The organism is Lentzea indica (assembly GCF_012184385.1).
Lineage (GTDB): Bacteria > Actinomycetota > Actinomycetes > Mycobacteriales > Pseudonocardiaceae > Lentzea > Lentzea indica.
In genome coordinates this window covers 1-15,165 of record NZ_VSRL01000220.1, presented here as the reverse complement: position 1 = coordinate 15,165, position 15,165 = coordinate 1, and the positions used below count along the sequence as shown (strand labels likewise).

The 15,165-nt window shown below is 69.9% G+C and carries 16 protein-coding genes; 11 read left to right on the top strand and 5 right to left on the bottom strand.

Annotation, left to right across the window (positions count from 1 at the left end):
- The 6 genes from FXN61_RS37920 to FXN61_RS37895 all read left to right on the top strand — a co-directional run.
- A partial coding sequence (locus FXN61_RS37920) for a M16 family metallopeptidase (RefSeq protein WP_167978735.1) occupies positions 1-610 on the top strand: 610 nt, incomplete at its 5' end.
- The gene (locus FXN61_RS37915; protein WP_376770793.1) at positions 607-2,013 is read left to right on the top strand and encodes a M16 family metallopeptidase; all 1,407 of its coding nucleotides are present in this window, start codon (positions 607-609) and stop codon (positions 2,011-2,013) included. The genes FXN61_RS37920 and FXN61_RS37915, both read left to right, overlap by 4 nt.
- Positions 2,010-2,966, top strand: a complete 957-nt coding sequence (gene nudC, locus FXN61_RS37910; RefSeq protein ID WP_167978734.1) for an NAD(+) diphosphatase — start codon at positions 2,010-2,012, stop codon at positions 2,964-2,966. Before FXN61_RS37915 ends, nudC begins: the two co-directional genes overlap by 4 nt.
- A 104-nt stretch (positions 2,967-3,070) precedes the next feature.
- Entirely contained in the window at positions 3,071-3,556 is a 486-nt protein-coding gene (locus FXN61_RS37905; RefSeq protein ID WP_167978733.1) for a YbaB/EbfC family nucleoid-associated protein, read from the top strand.
- A complete protein-coding gene (locus FXN61_RS37900) occupies positions 3,553-3,861 on the top strand; it encodes a WXG100 family type VII secretion target (protein ID WP_167978732.1) in 309 nt (102 codons plus the stop codon). Before FXN61_RS37905 ends, FXN61_RS37900 begins: the two co-directional genes overlap by 4 nt.
- A 3-nt stretch (positions 3,862-3,864) precedes the next feature.
- Complete coding sequence (locus FXN61_RS37895) at positions 3,865-5,010, top strand: WXG100-like domain-containing protein (RefSeq protein WP_167978731.1); 1,146 nt, start codon at positions 3,865-3,867, stop codon at positions 5,008-5,010.
- On the opposite strand, the gene FXN61_RS37890 is transcribed toward FXN61_RS37895, so the two are convergent.
- Both FXN61_RS37890 and FXN61_RS37885 read right to left on the bottom strand, forming a co-directional pair.
- Positions 5,011-6,621: a hypothetical protein gene (locus FXN61_RS37890; RefSeq protein ID WP_167978730.1), complete on the bottom strand. Its 1,611-nt coding sequence runs from the start codon at positions 6,619-6,621 to the stop codon at positions 5,011-5,013. It lies immediately after the preceding gene.
- A gap of 38 nt (positions 6,622-6,659) precedes the next feature.
- Positions 6,660-7,439, bottom strand: coding sequence for a phytanoyl-CoA dioxygenase family protein (locus FXN61_RS37885; protein ID WP_223165783.1), 780 nt, complete (start codon positions 7,437-7,439; stop codon positions 6,660-6,662).
- A 35-nt stretch (positions 7,440-7,474) separates the two neighbouring features.
- Between FXN61_RS37885 and FXN61_RS50360 the strand changes: the two genes are divergently transcribed.
- Complete coding sequence (locus tag FXN61_RS50360; RefSeq protein WP_223165782.1) at positions 7,475-8,104, top strand: cupin domain-containing protein; 630 nt, start codon at positions 7,475-7,477, stop codon at positions 8,102-8,104.
- Positions 8,059-8,262, top strand: a complete 204-nt coding sequence (locus FXN61_RS50355; RefSeq protein ID WP_223165781.1) for a helix-turn-helix domain-containing protein — start codon at positions 8,059-8,061, stop codon at positions 8,260-8,262. The genes FXN61_RS50360 and FXN61_RS50355 overlap by 46 nt, the downstream gene beginning before the upstream one ends.
- Here the strand turns inward: FXN61_RS50355 and FXN61_RS37875 are convergent.
- On the bottom strand, positions 8,252-9,466 hold the full coding sequence (locus tag FXN61_RS37875; protein WP_167978728.1) for an FAD-dependent monooxygenase: 1,215 nt from the start codon (positions 9,464-9,466) through the stop codon (positions 8,252-8,254). The genes FXN61_RS50355 and FXN61_RS37875 overlap by 11 nt on opposite strands.
- Positions 9,467-9,522: 56 nt before the next feature.
- Here FXN61_RS37875 and FXN61_RS37870 point away from each other — a divergent pair, with 56 nt between their 5' ends.
- Positions 9,523-9,990 carry a MarR family winged helix-turn-helix transcriptional regulator gene (locus FXN61_RS37870; protein ID WP_167978727.1) on the top strand — a complete coding sequence of 156 codons (468 nt, stop codon included), beginning with the start codon at positions 9,523-9,525 and terminating at the stop codon, positions 9,988-9,990.
- Here the strand turns inward: FXN61_RS37870 and FXN61_RS37865 are convergent.
- Entirely contained in the window at positions 9,979-10,998 is a 1,020-nt protein-coding gene (locus FXN61_RS37865; RefSeq protein WP_167978726.1) for a DUF2399 domain-containing protein, read from the bottom strand. The genes FXN61_RS37870 and FXN61_RS37865 overlap by 12 nt on opposite strands.
- A gap of 53 nt (positions 10,999-11,051) precedes the next feature.
- Between FXN61_RS37865 and FXN61_RS37860 the strand changes: the two genes are divergently transcribed.
- Positions 11,052-11,669, top strand: coding sequence for a TetR/AcrR family transcriptional regulator (locus tag FXN61_RS37860; protein WP_167978725.1), 618 nt, complete (start codon positions 11,052-11,054; stop codon positions 11,667-11,669).
- Positions 11,666-12,406, top strand: a complete 741-nt coding sequence (locus FXN61_RS37855) for a maleylpyruvate isomerase family mycothiol-dependent enzyme (protein ID WP_223165780.1) — start codon at positions 11,666-11,668, stop codon at positions 12,404-12,406. The genes FXN61_RS37860 and FXN61_RS37855 overlap by 4 nt, the downstream gene beginning before the upstream one ends.
- Here the strand turns inward: FXN61_RS37855 and FXN61_RS37850 are convergent.
- Positions 12,403-15,165: SbcC/MukB-like Walker B domain-containing protein (locus FXN61_RS37850; protein WP_246292495.1), on the bottom strand; the 2,763-nt coding region annotated here is incomplete at its 5' end. The genes FXN61_RS37855 and FXN61_RS37850 overlap by 4 nt on opposite strands.

Here is a 15,165-nt window from a genome sequence, read left to right as displayed (position 1 = left end):
TCGCGGACGCCGGCCCGCAGGCGAGGTGCGGCACGAGCACGGCGACGCGCTGGCCCCGCTGCCCGCGATCGCGATCGGCTACCGCGTGCCGGACCCGGTCACCGACATCGACGGCTACCTCGCGTACCTGGTGCTCGCCGGCGTACTGACGGACGGCGACAGCTCGCGCCTGCAGCAGCGCCTGGTGCACCGCGAAGGCATCGTGATCGACCTGAACGCCGGCTGCGGCCTGTTCGGACCGCTCGAGGCCCGCGACCCCGACACGTTCAGCATCACCGCGATCCACACCGCCGAGGTCTCCGCGGAGCAGGTCATCTCGGCCATCGACGAGGAACTGCAGAAGCTCGCGCAGGAGCCGCCGTCGGCGGAGGAGCTCGCGAAGGTCACCGCCCGCTGGGCGTCGACCATGCACAAGGAGCACGACCGGCTCACGAACCGCACGCTGGGCCTCGGCTCGGCGGAGCTGCTGTTCGGCCGCGCCGAGCTGATCTACGAACTGCCCGAGCGGATCGCGTCGGTGACCGTGGACGAGGTGTCCGCCGCGGCCAAGGCCCTGCGTCCCGACTCGCGTGCACTTCTCTTCATCAAGCCCACCGGAGGAGCCCAGTGACCGCCTCGATTTCCTCTCCGGGGAACAAGACCCACCGGTCCGCCGAGGAGATCGGACGCACCTCCGCTGGTCCGCGTCCGCTGCCGGAGCTGGGCCTGCAGAAGGCGACCGCTGATCTGTCCACTGTGGACACCGTGCTGCCGAACGGCCTGCGCGTCATCGCGGTCAAGCGCGCCACCGTGCCGATGGTCGAGGTGCGGCTGAGGGTCCCGTTCGCGGACCCGGCCGCCTCCAGCGCCGGTTCGCCGCACTCCGCTCAGGCGGAGGTGCTCGCGAACACCGTGCTGACCGGCACCGCGACCCGCTCGCGCGTGGAGATCGACACCGAGCTGGCGCTGGTCGGCGGCGAGCTCGACTCCGTGGTCGACCCGGAGCGCCTCAGCATCACCGGCAACGCGCTGGCCACCGGCCTGAGCACCGTGCTGGACGTGCTGCGCGACGTGCTGACGTCCGCCTCGTACCCGGCGGACGAGCTGGAGCGCGAGCAGGCCCGCCTGGTCGAGCGCATCGCACTTGCTCGCTCGCAGCCGAACGTCATCGCGCGAGAGGCGTTGCAGAAGCTGCTGTACGGCGACCACCCGTACGCCAAGGAGATGCCGGAGGCCGACGAGGTCGCCGCCGTCACCCGTGACGACGTGCTCGCGTTGCACCGCAAGGCGTTGCTGCCGCGCGGCTCGGTCTTCGTGATCGTCGGCGACGTCGAGCCTGCCGAGGCCGTGGCCCAGATCGGCGAGGCGCTCGGCGCGTGGCAGGGCGAAGGCGAGGCCGTCCAACTGCCGCCGCTGCCCGCGGTTTCCGGTGGTGACGTCCTGCTGGTGCACCGCGCCGGTGCCGTGCAGTCGCAGATCCGCCTTGCCGCGCAGGCGATTCCGCGGACCGACGAGCGCTACCCCGCGCTGCAGCTCGCGAACCTGGTCTACGGCGGCTTCTTCTCGTCCCGGCTGGTCGAGAACATCCGCGAGGACAAGGGCTACACCTACAGCGCCCGTTCGCACCCCGAGTTCACCATCCACGGCGCCACGCTGCTGATCGACGCGGACACGGCCTCGGAAGTGACGGCGGCGGCGCTGCTGGAGACCCGCTACGAGCTGGCGCGGCTGGGCATGGTCCCGCCGTCGGAGTCCGAAGTGGACGTCGCACGCCGGTACGCGATCGGCACGCTGCTCACCACCACGTCCTCGCAGTCCGGCCTGGCGTCGTTCGTCGTGAACCTCGTCGGCCTGGGCCTGGGCATCGACTGGCTGGTGGCGCACCCGCAGCGCCTGCAGGCCGTCACGCCGGAGCAGGTGGCCGCGGCGGCGCTGGAGTTCTTCGCGCCGGGCAACTTCACCGGCGTGCTCGTCGGCGACGCCGAGCTGCTGAAGCCGAAGCTGTCCGCATTGGGTGGGGTTTCGTTCCAGTGAGTTTCGATCTGGTCGGCCTGCCCGCGCTGTCGAGATTCACGATCGACCGGTCCGAGCCGTTGCGCGGCGACGAGGAACGGCTCGCCGCGTTGTGGCCCAAGGCACGGATGATCGTGATCGACACGCGTGGGCGCACGCTCGTGGCCGACCGTGGCACCCGTGTGGTCGACCGGCCCGCTGTGGAGTTCGGCGAGCAGCCGCCGTTGAACGCCGTCCTGCTGGGTGAGCAGGACGGCGTGGCGTACTGGGCGGTGCCGGTGCCCTCGGAGGACTACGAGCCGGTGCCGATCGCGCGGGCTTGGGGGCCGCCGGAGCTGACGGACGAGCCGCAGTGGCTCGATCTGCGGCAGGCCGGGGCGACGCTGGACGACATGTCGGCGGGGTTGTTCACGACCGCGGCGGCGTTGTTCCAGTGGCACCGGCTCGGGAGGTTCTGCGCCAAGTGCGGGGCTCCGGCCGTGGTGGAGAAGTCCGGCTGGGTCTCGGTCTGTTCCGGGTGCGGGCGGGAGGAGTACCCGCGCACCGACGCCGCGGTCATCTGCCTCGTGCACGACGGCGCGGACCAGGTGCTGGTCGCTCGTGGTCCTGAGTGGCCCGAGGGGCGGTTCTCCGTGCTGGCGGGGTTCGTCGAGGCCGGCGAGTCGCTGGAAGCCTGCGTGGCGCGGGAGATTCTGGAAGAGGTCGGGGTCGCTGTTCGGGACATCCGGTATCTGGGATCTCAGCCTTGGCCGTTTCCCCGGTCGTTGATGATCGGGTTTGAGGCTGTGGCTGATCCTTCCGAGCCGTTGACGCTGGCCGACGGGGAGATCGCCGAGGCCAAGTGGGTCTCGCGGGCTGATGTGCGGAAGGCCATCGAGGTTCCTGGCAGTGTTGCGGGGCTCGGGCTCGCGGGCGGGGCCTCGATCGCGTTCCGGATGCTGCAGAGCTGGGCGGCAGCCGGCCACAGCGGGTGACGCGACATCTGTTCAGCTGATTCGACGGTGCGATCAGGTTGCGCCGATTAGCCTCTTCCGGTGTGGTCTAGTCACGCACATCACACCGATAGTGAGGGGGGCTCATGAGCAACCCAGAGCTCGAAGCGCGCAACGCGGCCCTGCGCGGCCAGGTCGACTCGATGCTGGCGAACCTCGAACGCCAGACGGCCGAGCTGAAGCAGGCGCAGGCCGAGGCGATGGCCAAGGTCGGCCGTGCGACCTCGCAGGACGGCCTGGTCGAGGTCACGGTCAACGCCGGTGGCATCGTCACCGACGTCAAGTTCGCGCCGGCCGCGTTCGAACGCAGCACGCCGGAGAAGCTCGGGCGAAGTGTCGTGGCGACGATCCAGCAGGCCGCCCTCTCAGCGCGAGAGCAGGCCGACGCCGCGCTCGCGCCCTACCAGGAGGGCATTCCCGACCTGCCGGACCTGTTCCCCGGCATGCCGTCGATCAAGGACCTCATCCCGAGCCCGCCTCCCGTCGTGCAGCCTTCACAGTCACAGGCACAGCGGCATGACGACGACGAGCCGCCGGAGTCCTTCATGGACCGCCGAGGGGGCCAGTGGTGAGCGGCTTCGAGGTAGACCCGACGGCGCTGCGCTCGGCGTCGCCGAAGTTCTCGGCGGCAGGCGACAAGCTGCAGACCGCGTGGGAGACGCTGCGCGGCGTGCTCGACGCCAACAACGGCTGCTGGGGCGGTGACGACGCGGGCAAGGAGTTCGAGAAGTCGTACGTGCCCATCGCCGACAAGGCGCGGCAGGCGTTCCCGGCGCTCGTCGAGGGCATCCACTCGATCCGCACCGGCCTGGACGCCTCGGCTGACACCTGGGAAGCCGTCGACCAGGGCGGCGCTCAGTCGCTCGGAGGGAAGTGAGCCGTGGGCATCGAGATTCCGGGCGCCGTCCAGTGGCTCACGCCGATCGTGGTCGGCGCGAAGTGGCCGGAGGGCGACGAGGACAAGCTGCGCGCCATGCGGGACGCGTGGGAGGCCGCCGCGAAGTCGGTCGGCGAGGTGCTCGGCGACGGCAACAGCGCGTCGTCGGCTGCATTGGGCTGCATGAGCGGGCAGACCGCGGAGAAGTTCGAGGAGCACTGGCAGAAGTACACCGAGGGCGACGCTTACCTGGTCAACCTGCAGCAGATCTGCACCGACCTCGCCGCTGGCTGCGACAACGCGGCGCTGGGCATCGAGTACACCAAGCTCAGCATCATCGCCGCCCTGATCATCCTGGCGGCGCAGATCGCCGCGATGATCGCCTCGGCGGTGGCCACGTTCGGCACGTCGACCGCGGGCATTCCGATCGCGCAGGCGGCGACCCGCATCACCGTCCAGATGATCTTCCAGCAGCTGATCAAGCAGATCATCATCAACGTGGCGATCAACGTCGGCGTCGACGCGGCCATCCAGGGCATCCAGTTCGCCTCGGGCGAGCGGAAGTCGTGGGACATCGGCAAGACGGTCGACGCGGGCATCGCGGGCGTCGCCGCCGGCATCGCGTCCGGTGGTGTCGGCGCGGTGAGCAAGGGACTCGGTAGCGCGAGCAGCAACTTCGCCCAGGCCGCCGGGCGTGGCGCGGTGGAAGGCGCCATCGCGGGTGCGACCGGCAACGTGCTGAACAACCTCGCGCACGGCAAAGTCAGCGCGGAGGACTTCGGCTCGGCGATACTCTCCGGCGGTACCTCCGGCAGCGTCGGCGGCGCGATCGGCGGGATGCAGACCCGCCACGAGGGGCTCTCCCAGACCTGGGACACCGGGACGTCGCCAGACGGCCAGTACACCTCCGGGGCGAACACCCAGGGGCACACCTACACGACGCCCGACGGGGCGACCACGCGCGCCAACATCGACGGCAACCCGTATCAGGGCGGATGGGGATCCGACAACGCGAGCAAGATCCCCAGCGACGGTGGGCCGAACAACGTCAACGACCCGACCGAGAGCGACTACCAGGTCAAGTCCTCGGCGAACCCGCCGCGGATGGTCGGGGAGCTCGACCTGCCAGACCCACCGCCGCGGAAGTAGCTACCGCCAGGGCTGCCAGCCGGGAATCGGGGCGTGATCCGGACGGGTCTCGCCCCAGTTCGAGCTGCCCGGCGGCAGCACGTTGTGCTCAGCCAGCCGCATCCGGCCGCGCACTCGCCACCAGTCCGCCAGCAGCCATGCGGTCAGCGGCACCGTGATCAGGATTCCGACCCACACGGCGAGGCCGATGGTGATGAACATCCAGGCGAAACTGCCGGTGACGGACGCGACGAACAACCGCCAACCGATGCCGGAGGTCACGTAGTTGCTCAGGTTCAACCCGGTCGTCCGCCGCACGGCCCACAGGTGCAGCTCGCGCCACTCCTCGACCGACATCCGGGTGGGCTGTGTCGGCGTTCCCTGGCGCGACCGGATCAGCTCGGCGAGCTCACCTGCCTGCACCACAGGCAGAATCCACTGCTGTGGTCGTGCGACGAGCCGCAGCAGCGGGCCCGCGCCGACGCGCATCGTCACGCCACCGGGCACCTGCCACGGCTGGACGTTCGGTGCGGCGCCGGGCTGCACCAGCGTCACATCACCCATCCACATCGCTTGCGGGTAGACACCGCCCTCGTGCGACTTGTTCAGTTTGTGCACCAGGCGGTCCCGCTGCACGTACAGCGACGCGCCGTTGCGCAGCGGCACCCGCACCTCGATGTTGCGACCGAGGCTGGCGCCCAGCCGGAACATCCGCCCGCCGAGGTGTCCCAGTGCCGGACACAGCACCAGCAGGACGGGCACCCAGACGTATCCGCCTTTGCCGATCAGCCAGAACACGCTCACCGGCACCGAAAGGAGCGCCACTCGGCCCCAGGTCCGTGGCACGTTCCGGTTCAGCACCCACACCACGCCGGCGACACCCGCGAACGCGGGCGCGACCCACGGCACGCCGGGCGTGATGAGCAGCGCAACCGCAGGCAGCACAACGGTTCCTGCCAACGCGAGCGTCGCGCCGACCAGCCAGCGCATGGCGAGCGGAGGCCCGCTGGGTGAAACCGCAGGTCCCTGTGTCGGTGTGGTCGGCTCGCCCACGGGTGGTGGAGCGTCACCGGACTCGGCGCTGTTGCCCGTGACGACAGCGGCCGAGTGCACGTCGGGCAGGCCCGCAACCCGGGACCGCACAAGGGAAACGAACTTCTGGGGCTCCTCGACCGGCAGCACCTGCTCTCCCGAGGTGGTTCGCAGCACCACGACGTCGCCTGCCGGCACGGGAAGGCCGCGACCATCGGTCAGCGTGATCCACGGTGCCTCGCCGGGCACCGCTTGCCGCGTGCTGATGCCGAGGAGATCATTGAATCCGTAGGACAGCTTGGTCGGCCCGCTGGACGCCATCCGCCCGCCGCCGGACATCGCCGTGATCTCCAGGCCGCTGTCGGTGACCTCGACCGCGTCGTTGTACCAGCTGGGCCTCGGGTCGACGCGGAACTCGAACAGCACCTTGTTCGGCGCGCGTTTCGACACGAGGTGCGCCAGGTACGTCGCAACGAGCGGGAGCCCTACCAGGATCGGCATGTTCACGGCGGGCGACTTGCTGCCCACGACGATGACGGCGATGATCGCGACGGCGGCCGACACGCCCAGCGCGACGAATGGCCAGTGGTGCGGCTTCATGGCCCTCATCTTGGCGAGGACGCACGACGAACGCACGCTTAACGCACACAACCGCCGTCGCCCGCCGGGCGGATGTGCGGGCGCATGACGTCGGTGATGCCCTTGAACGCGTACGGGTCGACGCCCGCGACCATGACGATGTCGCGGTGGTCCGTGGTGCCCATGCTTTCGTTGTCGGCAGGCGGGAACCAGGGGAGCAGGCTGCCTGCGTTCATGTAGTGGGTGACGTAGGCGCGGCGCGTGCCGTTGCTGGTGTTGGGCAGCGAGCGGTGCAGCAGGTGGCCGTCGAACACCAGCGCGTCGCCCGCCTTCAGCTCGACCGGGACGGCCTGGTCGTCGGTGAACCCGTGCGCTTCCTTGGTGCAGTCGAACCCGGGGTCCTCCTGCTCGCGGTCGGGGTAGAGGTAGCCGGTGCGGTGACTGCCCGGGATCACCCACAGGCAGCCGTTCTCGGTGGTGGCGTCGTCGAGCGCGAGCCAGACCGCGGTGAGGCTGCGGTCCCTGGTCGGGATGTGGGTCTCGTCCTGGTGCCAGGCCTGGCCGGGTTTGCCTGCGGCCTTGATGAACAGCATCGACTGCATCATCTTGACGTTCGGGCCGATGACGTCCGTGAGCGTCTCGGTGATCTTCGGGAGCTGGGCGGTTTTGAGCAGCAGGTCCGAGATCTTGTGCGGAAAGTGCAGGCACAGCACGTCGGTGACGTTCTCGTAGCCGACCTCGCGGCAGATTTTCGCGGCTTCGTCGTGGATCTCGGCCAGCTGACCGCCCGTGAGGACATCGTTGATGATGGTGTAGCCGTCGTGCTCGAAGTTGGTCACATGTGCATACTCCGATTGACGGCTCGGGGCGGTCCATGCGCGGAGGTGGCCTGGTGTTGTCCGGATGTACACCGGCGGTCGCCGACTACCCGGCCGGTGCCCGGCTGCCGTTGCGAGTGATCGACGACTACGAGTTCGTGTGGATGTTGCGGGGGCGGGCTGTCTTCGTGACGCCGGGGTGGTCGGCTCCGCTGGTTCCCGGCTCGGTGGTGCTGATCCCGCCTGGCTTCGTGCACGGCATCGACTGGGACCCGGCCCGGCCTTCGCGGCACGGGTATGTCCACTTCGGATTCATGGACGTTCCGGTCGCGGAGCCGGTGTTCGCGCCCATGACATCGGACAATCCGATCGCCGGGTTGTGCGCGTACCTGCTGGCCGGAGGGCCGGTTGAGGAGACCGTGCGGTTCCTGGTGTCGGTGGTGCTGGCCGAACCCGTGCTCGAACCGGTGTCCGGGCCGTTGGCGGCGGCGGTGTCGTTCCTGCGGTCGGTGTGGGCGGAACTGCCGTTGCGCCGGGTGACGGTGGTGGAGCTGGCCGCGGCGGCGACGGTCACCCGCGGGTACCTGAACCGCGTGTTCCAGGCCGAGTTCGGGGTGAGCGTCGCGCCGCGCTGGAACGGGTGCGGTGTGCGCGGGCGGAGACGCTGCTGCTGCGCACCGATCTGACCGTCGAGGCGGTGGCGCGGCAATGCGGGTTCGCCGATGTCAGCCACTTTTCGCACCGGTTCCGCGCGTTGTACGACGTGGCGCCGTCGGCGTACCGGGGCGTGCCGTCGGCGTTGGATCACGCCGGGGTGCGCAGGCTGGCCCGGCTCATCCAGTGACGGCCAGGCCGGTCCAGGAGATGTAGCCGTCCGGGCGGACGGTGGCTTCGACGCCGTCCAGCACGATCGACGTGCCCTTGCCGTCGGACAGGTCCAGGCCAGGGACGAAGGTTCCTGCCAGTGGGTGTTCGCAGCCGGTGTCGTAGCGGATGTCGGTGCCCTGGACCATCGCGGAGATGCGGCGTTTGACGTCGGGCAGGTCCAGCAGGTCGTTGAAGAGCGCGTAGAGCTCGCGGGCCTGCGGGTCGGGGCGGGTCAGTGCCACCTGGGCCATGGTGTTGCGCAGGACGCGGGCGGCCACCGGGTGGCGTTCGGTGGTGTAGGTGTCGATCAGGGCCGAGTCGCCGGTCGCCAGTTTCCAGCCCAGGTTCAGGGCGTCCTGCAAGCCCAGGTTGAGGCCCTGGCCGCCGAACGGGGAGTGCACGTGGGCGGCGTCGCCGGCCAGCAGGACGTTGCCGTGGCGGTACGTGGTGGCCTGGCGGGTGTTGTCGGTCCAGACGGTGGCGGTGTGGACGGCGGTGATGCGGACGTCGCGGCCACTGACTCGGCGGAGGCTGGCTTCGAGGACGTCCGCGCTGACGTCACGGGTTGCGGGCGGGCCGTCGTACTCGATCATCATGATGCGGCCCTTGAGAGGGCCTGAGGCGTAGACGCCGGTGGGGGTGTGGTTCCAGCCTCGGTCCAGTTCGCCGTCCAGGTCGACGATCGCCTGGTAGCCGGTGAGGCTGGGGCCGGTGCCGGGGAAGTCGATGCCAGCGAGTTTGCGGACGGTGCTGCGGCCGCCGTCGCAGCCGACCACGTACTCAGAGCCGAGGTCGAGGGTGGTGACGTCGACACCGCGGCGGATGGTCACGCCCAGTTCCTGGGCGCGGGCTTCCAGAAGGCGTTCCAGGGCTTGCTGGCTCAGCATGACCAGGTCCTGACCGTCCAGTTTGAACAGTCCGGCGAAGTGGCCCGTGCTGCGGCGGTACCAGGCGAGGCGGGAGGTCTCGGCCTCGCTCGCCGCGGTGATGGCCGAGCCGAGGCCGCGCATGGCCAGCATGTCGAAGGTGCGGCCGCTGATCATGTGGGCCTTGATGGTGTCTGCCTGGGTGGTGAGGCGTTCCAGCACGGTGGTGCGGACGCCTTGGAGGGCTAGTTCGCAGGCGAGCAGGAGGCCCACGGGGCCTGCGCCGACGACGGTGACGTCCCCAGAGGTTTTCATGAGCAACATTTGACGATGAAAACGTCGCGGTGTCAAACCTGATTTAGGATGGGGCGGTGACGGAGCCGATCTACTCGTGGCTGTACGTGCAGCAGGGCGTCGATGCCGTGAAGGCGGCGATGGGGCGCCGGATGGAGGTGGAGGCCGGGTGCTCGTTGCTGGAGCACGTGGCGCTTTACCAGCTGCACCACAACGGTGGGCGGTTGAAGATGCTGGAGCTCGCCGAGCTGCTGGACGTGAGTCCGTCCGGGGTCACGCGGTTGATCGAGCGGCTGGTGAAGCGCGGGTGGGTGACGCGTGAGCAGCCGCCGGACAACCGGCGGCTGGTCTTCGCGGTGCTGACGGCCGAAGGGGAAGAGGCGTGTCTCGGCACCACGGCGCGGGTGTATCGGGCGTCGCTGGCCGAGGAGTTCACCGGGCTGCTGAACGAGCGCGACCTCGCCGACCTGCGCCGGATCGGGCGCAAGCTGCTCGAGGGGCACGGGCGGTGGGACGTGAAGCGGTTCGCGCCCTCAGAGGAGTGACGGCAGGACGTGCTCCTCGGTGACCATCAGGCCGGTCGTGGCCATGGTCTCGGCGAGGTCCGGATCCCAGCTCGCGGTTTCTGGACGGGCGTTCAAGGTTGGGAGCTCGACTCCGCGTGCGATCAGCGTGGCGACGGCCTCGCGGTAGTCGTTCGCTGACATTCGCCACGCCGTGCCGCCGGTCCAGGTGAGGATCTCGTTGGTGACGCGGATGCCGTCCGGTGTGAAGTCGTTGTGGCACTTGACGATCTTGCCGTCGAGGTGGTGCCTGGCCTGCGCGGTGAGGCCGTCAGGGAGCACCATCAACGGGCCGGGCACGCCGGATTCGAGCAGACGCGGGCTGCGGACGACGGTGATCTCCCGCGCTCCGAGGGTGTCGTTCAGCGTCAGGTAGCCCTGCGACGTGAGAACCGGGTTGCTGTAGGCGTCGGGCAGCACGCCGGAGCGCTCCCAGTCGGTGCCGGCCAGCTGCAACGCCTTCTGCACGATGCGCGTGAGCGGGCGGCCGTCGTCGAGATCGTTGCCCGCCAAGGCGAAGCGGGTCGTCCACCGCCGGGGCTCGGAAGCCAGCTTCGCGAGGATCGACGCGGCCTGGTTCGCGATCATCGGCAACGCGGGCTGCGGGATCTTGCCGTACTTCCGCACGTGCTCGATCCACTCGGCGGCCCACGGGCTGGAAAGGAGTCCGTGCTCGCGCAGTGCGAACTTCAGCACGGCGTCCGCGGTCGAGGCCTCCTCAGGCGAGGACATGCCGACCGGCTTGCCGTGCACGGACTCCAGCACCTCGGGCAACGTGCTGCCGTGGGCGCGGAGATGTTCGTCCAGGCGTGCCAGCGAGATCTGGCGGCGAGCCGGGTGGTCGATCGGCTTGCGCAGCAGCTCACCGAGGGCGGTCGCGGTGCGCGCGTCCTCGATGCGGAAGCTGAACGCCGACCTGCCGCCGCCCTCCATCGTCTCGCGCGCGAGGCGCCAGAACTCCTCCAGCTCGGGGCGGTCGTACTCGATCACGACGCCAACATAGGCCTTGACAGATCGCGGTGGTGAGCGGACCGTACCTAACCATGAGCGTTCTACCTAACCGCGATAGGCAAGCCGAACGGCGTGAGGCCACCCGAAGAGAGATAGTCGACGCCGCGTGGGAGATCGCGCGCCGCGACGGGCTGGCCGCGGTCACGTTGCGCGAGGTCGCGGCCATGGTCGGCATGCGCTCACCGTCGCTGTACTCGCACTTCGACTCGAAGAACGCGATCTACGACGCGATGTTCGGCCAGGCGTGGTCGCTCTTCCTCGCCGAGGCCGAAGAGAATCTCGAACGTCTGCCGGCAGCGCCGCGCGAGGCGCTGCTGGACATGTCGGAGCACTTCTTCGACTTCGCGGTCGCCGACCTGGCCCGCTACCAGCTGATGAACCAGCGCTCCATCCCCGGCTTCGTGCCGTCCGAGGCCGCCTACGCCCCGTCGGTCGAGGTGATGGAGAGGTTCATCGCCGCGATGCACCGGCTCGGCGTCACGGACGGCGCCGACATCGACCTCTACCTCGCGCTCTGCGGCGGTCTCGTCGACATGCAGCTGGCCAACGACCCCGGCGGCGACCGCTGGCGTCGTCAGTTGCCCCGCGTGATGGACATGTTCGCCGACGACGTCGCTCTGCCGGGACCACCACTCAGGAGACCCCGATGACCTCGACACTGATCACGAAACCCCGTACGTCCGCGCTCGACCGCGACACCGCGATGCGCCTCGCGAAGACCGAGTACGAACGATTCCTCGCCCTGCTCGAAGGCCTTGCCCCGCAGGACTGGAGCAAGCCCACCGGCTGCCCTGGGTGGGACGTGCGCGCGATGGCGGCGCACCTGCTCGGCATGGCCGAGATGTCCGCGTCGATGCGGGAGGGCATGCGTCAGGTCAAGCTCGCCCAGGCGCGCGGCGGCGTGTTGGTCGACGCGCTGACCGCGCTGCAGGTCGAGGAACGCGCCGGCATGTCACCCGCTCAGATCGTCGCTCGCTACGCCGAGGTGACCCCGCGGGCGGTGAAGGCCCGGCGCCGCACGCCGTGGTTCGCGCGCAGACACAAGATGCCGACCACCGAGACGGTCAACGGCCGGGAGGAGGCGTGGACGCTGGGCTTCGTCACTGACGTGATCATGACCCGCGACCCGTGGATGCACCGGACCGACATCGCGAAGGCCACCGGTGCCCCCATGGTGCTGACTGCGGACCACGACGGGGTCCTGGTCGACGACGTCGTCCACGAGTGGGCCGAGCGGCACGGCCGGCCGTTCACCCTGCACCTGACCGGCCCGGCCGGCGGCACGTGGGGCTCCGACGGCCCGAAGCTGGAGTTCGACGCGGTCGAGTTCTGCCGGGCGCTCTCCGGCCGCGGGACCGCCCCACTGGACACCGAAGTCCCGTTCTAGGGGTCGACCCGATCCAGCGCCGCGCCGTCCCACGTCGTCTGCGTGCACGCGACGCCACGGCCGTTCTTGGGCCGCAGCACGTCGTAGATGTGCATGCGCGGAATCTTGTCCGACACGCCCCAGCCGCTCGGCCAGGTGATCACCCAGTCCATGTCGAGGTCGACCAGCAGGCCGAGCATGCGCGCGATGGTCGGGTCGTCGAGACGTTCGAAGGCCTCGTCCAGCAGCACCAGGCGCAGCGGGTCGAACTCGTCGCTCACCGCGTCGTAGAAGCTCGCGGCGGCCGCGAACAGCGTCACGTACGAGATCAGCCGGGTCTCACCGGACGAGAGCTGACGGAGCCGCCGTTCGCGCGGGTTGCCGTCGGGGCCCGTGTCGGCGACGGTGACCGTGAACTGGTGCCACGTGCGGTAGTCCAGCGCTCGCGACAGGATTTCGGCGTAGCCACCGGAGTGCGTGTCGCGCTCGTTCTCGATCCGTTCGGTGAAGACGCGGCGCAGCGTGGCGTCCTGCTCGGGCGTGCGTTCGCCGAACGGGAGCCGCACGAGCGCAAGCGCTTGCCGCGTCTGGTCGTCGAGCGCGCTGGACGACTTCCAGGACAGCTTCACGTGCACGCCCTGGCTGGAACGGGCCTGGGAGAGGACCTCGTTCATGCGCTTGGTGAGGTTCTCCGCGACGGTGATCTGGCCCCGCAGCCACTCGGCGAGGTCGCGGATCAGGTAGTCGGCGAAGATCCCCTGGTACTGCTCGTCGAGGAACCCGCGCTGCTCGGCGAGTTTCGTCGTGACCTGGCGGGCGGCGACGGCGACGGGCTTCGCGCCTTCCTCGCCGGTCACCGTCACGGTCAGCAGGCCCGCGTGCTGCTCGGCGGCGATGTCGTGGCTGCCGGCGAGCGAGGTCTGCAACGCCTGCAGCTTGGCGATCACGGTGGCCTCGGTGCCGCCACGGCGATCGCCCGCGTCGGCGATGGCCTGCCGCACAAGGGCTTCTTCTGGTGCTTCGGGGAAGGCGGCGGCCAGCAGGCCGGGTGCGCGCACGGTCGCCTGGAAGTTCTGAGCAGCCCGTTCGAGCGCCTCAGACGCGTCGCTGACCTGAGTGGAGTTGCTCTCCAGCAACGCTTCCAGCTTCGCCGCCTGCTCACGCGCGGTCGTGATGCTTTCGCGCACGCCCTTGAGATCCTCGCGCATCTTCTTGCGCGACTTCTCCAGCTGCGTGAGCTGTTCGCTGATCTCCTTGGCCTCACCGCCGACCGCGTCGGTCAGCTCGGCCAACGTTCCGGCCTGAGCCGCGTAGTCGATGCACCGGCTGTCGGCGTCGGCTTCCGCGGTCTGCCGGTCCGCCACGGCCTCGTGGTAGCGGTGCGAGGCGTCGGTGAGGTCGGAAATCGTGCCCTGGCAACGCCTTCGCACGGCGTCACCGAGCAGGTCCGCCGTCCGCTGGGCATCGCTGGCCGCGGCTTGTGCCTGGCGCAGCGCTTCGGTGTCCGACGGCAGCCCGGCGTCGCCTGCCTGCCGGGTCAGTTCGCTGCGAGCGGCTTCGAGGCGGGAGTTGGCGTTCTCCAACGCATCCCGCAGCTCGAACGTGCGCTGCTGCGCCCGTGCCGCTGATTCTTCTGCGGCCTGGACGCGGCTGTGCTTCGCGATCAGCTCGCCGTCGCCGGGGAACGCCGCGACGTGCGCCTCCCAGGTGGCGACGTGCTCGTGGGCGCGGGCCAGCTCGTCCTCTGCGGTGCCGAGTTGCGTGCGCAGCTCGGCGAGTTCCTCTTCCAGTGCCGCGATTCGGCGTCCTCGGGCGGCTTCCCGCGCACCCGCACCGATGAACTCGGCCTCGGGCTTGGTCCACCGGCCGGTCAGCACGCCCGCACGCCACGCGCCGTCCGTGCTGATGTCGTCCAACGACACCGCGTGCAGCAGATCGGCGACGAGAGTCTCGGGAACCGGCGAACCCTCGACCGCCGGCACGAGGAAGTCAGCCAGCGAGCGACCGTCGACAGCCGGCCTCGGAACGGCCAGAACGTCGTTGAGCTCGATGTCCTGCGGGGTCACCCAGGCGTCCAGCAGGCCGCTCGCCTGCAGCGCCGCTTCCAGCCCTGCCCGTTCCGCGTCGGTCAGCGCGGGCACGAAGTCCACGAGCCGGTAGAACGGCGCGCCGACAGCCGGGTCCCGGTCAGCCGACGTGTACTGGCCCGGCACGGGAACTCGCTCGTTGCCCGAGCGCAGGCCCACCAGTTCCTCGTCGAGGGTGTCCAGGCGGGCGCGCAGTTCGGTGCGCTGCTGCGTGAACGCGTGCGCGGCGTCGCGTGCTGCCTGAACGAGAGGGCCGACCCACTCACGGGCGGTCGTGCTCAAGGTCCTCGCGGCGGCCGGATCGGCGGTCTGGGGCAGGGCGAGGACCTCGGTGGGGCGTTCGTCGAGCAGCGGGCCGCTGGACGTCCACACCTCGACCTGCTCCAGCCAGGTCTGCACGACCTCGGCCAGCTCCTGCAGCTCCTGGTTGCGCAGCGCGGTCGACTCGGTCGCGCCGAGCTGGGCGTCACGGGCCTTCTGCCGCAACGACTCCACCTCGCGCTGCTGAGCGTCCAGCGCCAGCGCCTGCTCGTGCAACGACAGCGCGAGCGCACCCCGTTGGCGTGCGAGGGAAGCGATGCCCGAGGTCTGGTCGACGACGGACGCCAGCGCGGCCAGCACGTCCTCGGTCGCGCGGCGGGCGGCACGCGGCGTTCGATCGGCAGCGGCCCGGCCTCGGGATCCGGCTTGGCG

Excerpts from the sequence above, each read along its gene's own strand:
- FXN61_RS37890 (WP_167978730.1), bottom strand. The coding sequence starts at position 6,621 with ATGAAGCCGCACCACTGGCCATTCGTCGCGCTGGGCGTGTCGGCCGCC.
- FXN61_RS50360 (WP_223165782.1), top strand. The coding sequence starts at position 7,475 with ATGCGCGGAGGTGGCCTGGTGTTGTCCGGATGTACACCGGCGGTCGCC.
- FXN61_RS37905 (WP_167978733.1), top strand. The coding sequence starts at position 3,071 with ATGAGCAACCCAGAGCTCGAAGCGCGCAACGCGGCCCTGCGCGGCCAG.
- FXN61_RS37875 (WP_167978728.1), bottom strand. The coding sequence starts at position 9,466 with ATGAAAACCTCTGGGGACGTCACCGTCGTCGGCGCAGGCCCCGTGGGC.
- FXN61_RS37860 (WP_167978725.1), top strand. The coding sequence starts at position 11,052 with ATGAGCGTTCTACCTAACCGCGATAGGCAAGCCGAACGGCGTGAGGCC.
- FXN61_RS37855 (WP_223165780.1), top strand. The coding sequence starts at position 11,666 with ATGACCTCGACACTGATCACGAAACCCCGTACGTCCGCGCTCGACCGC.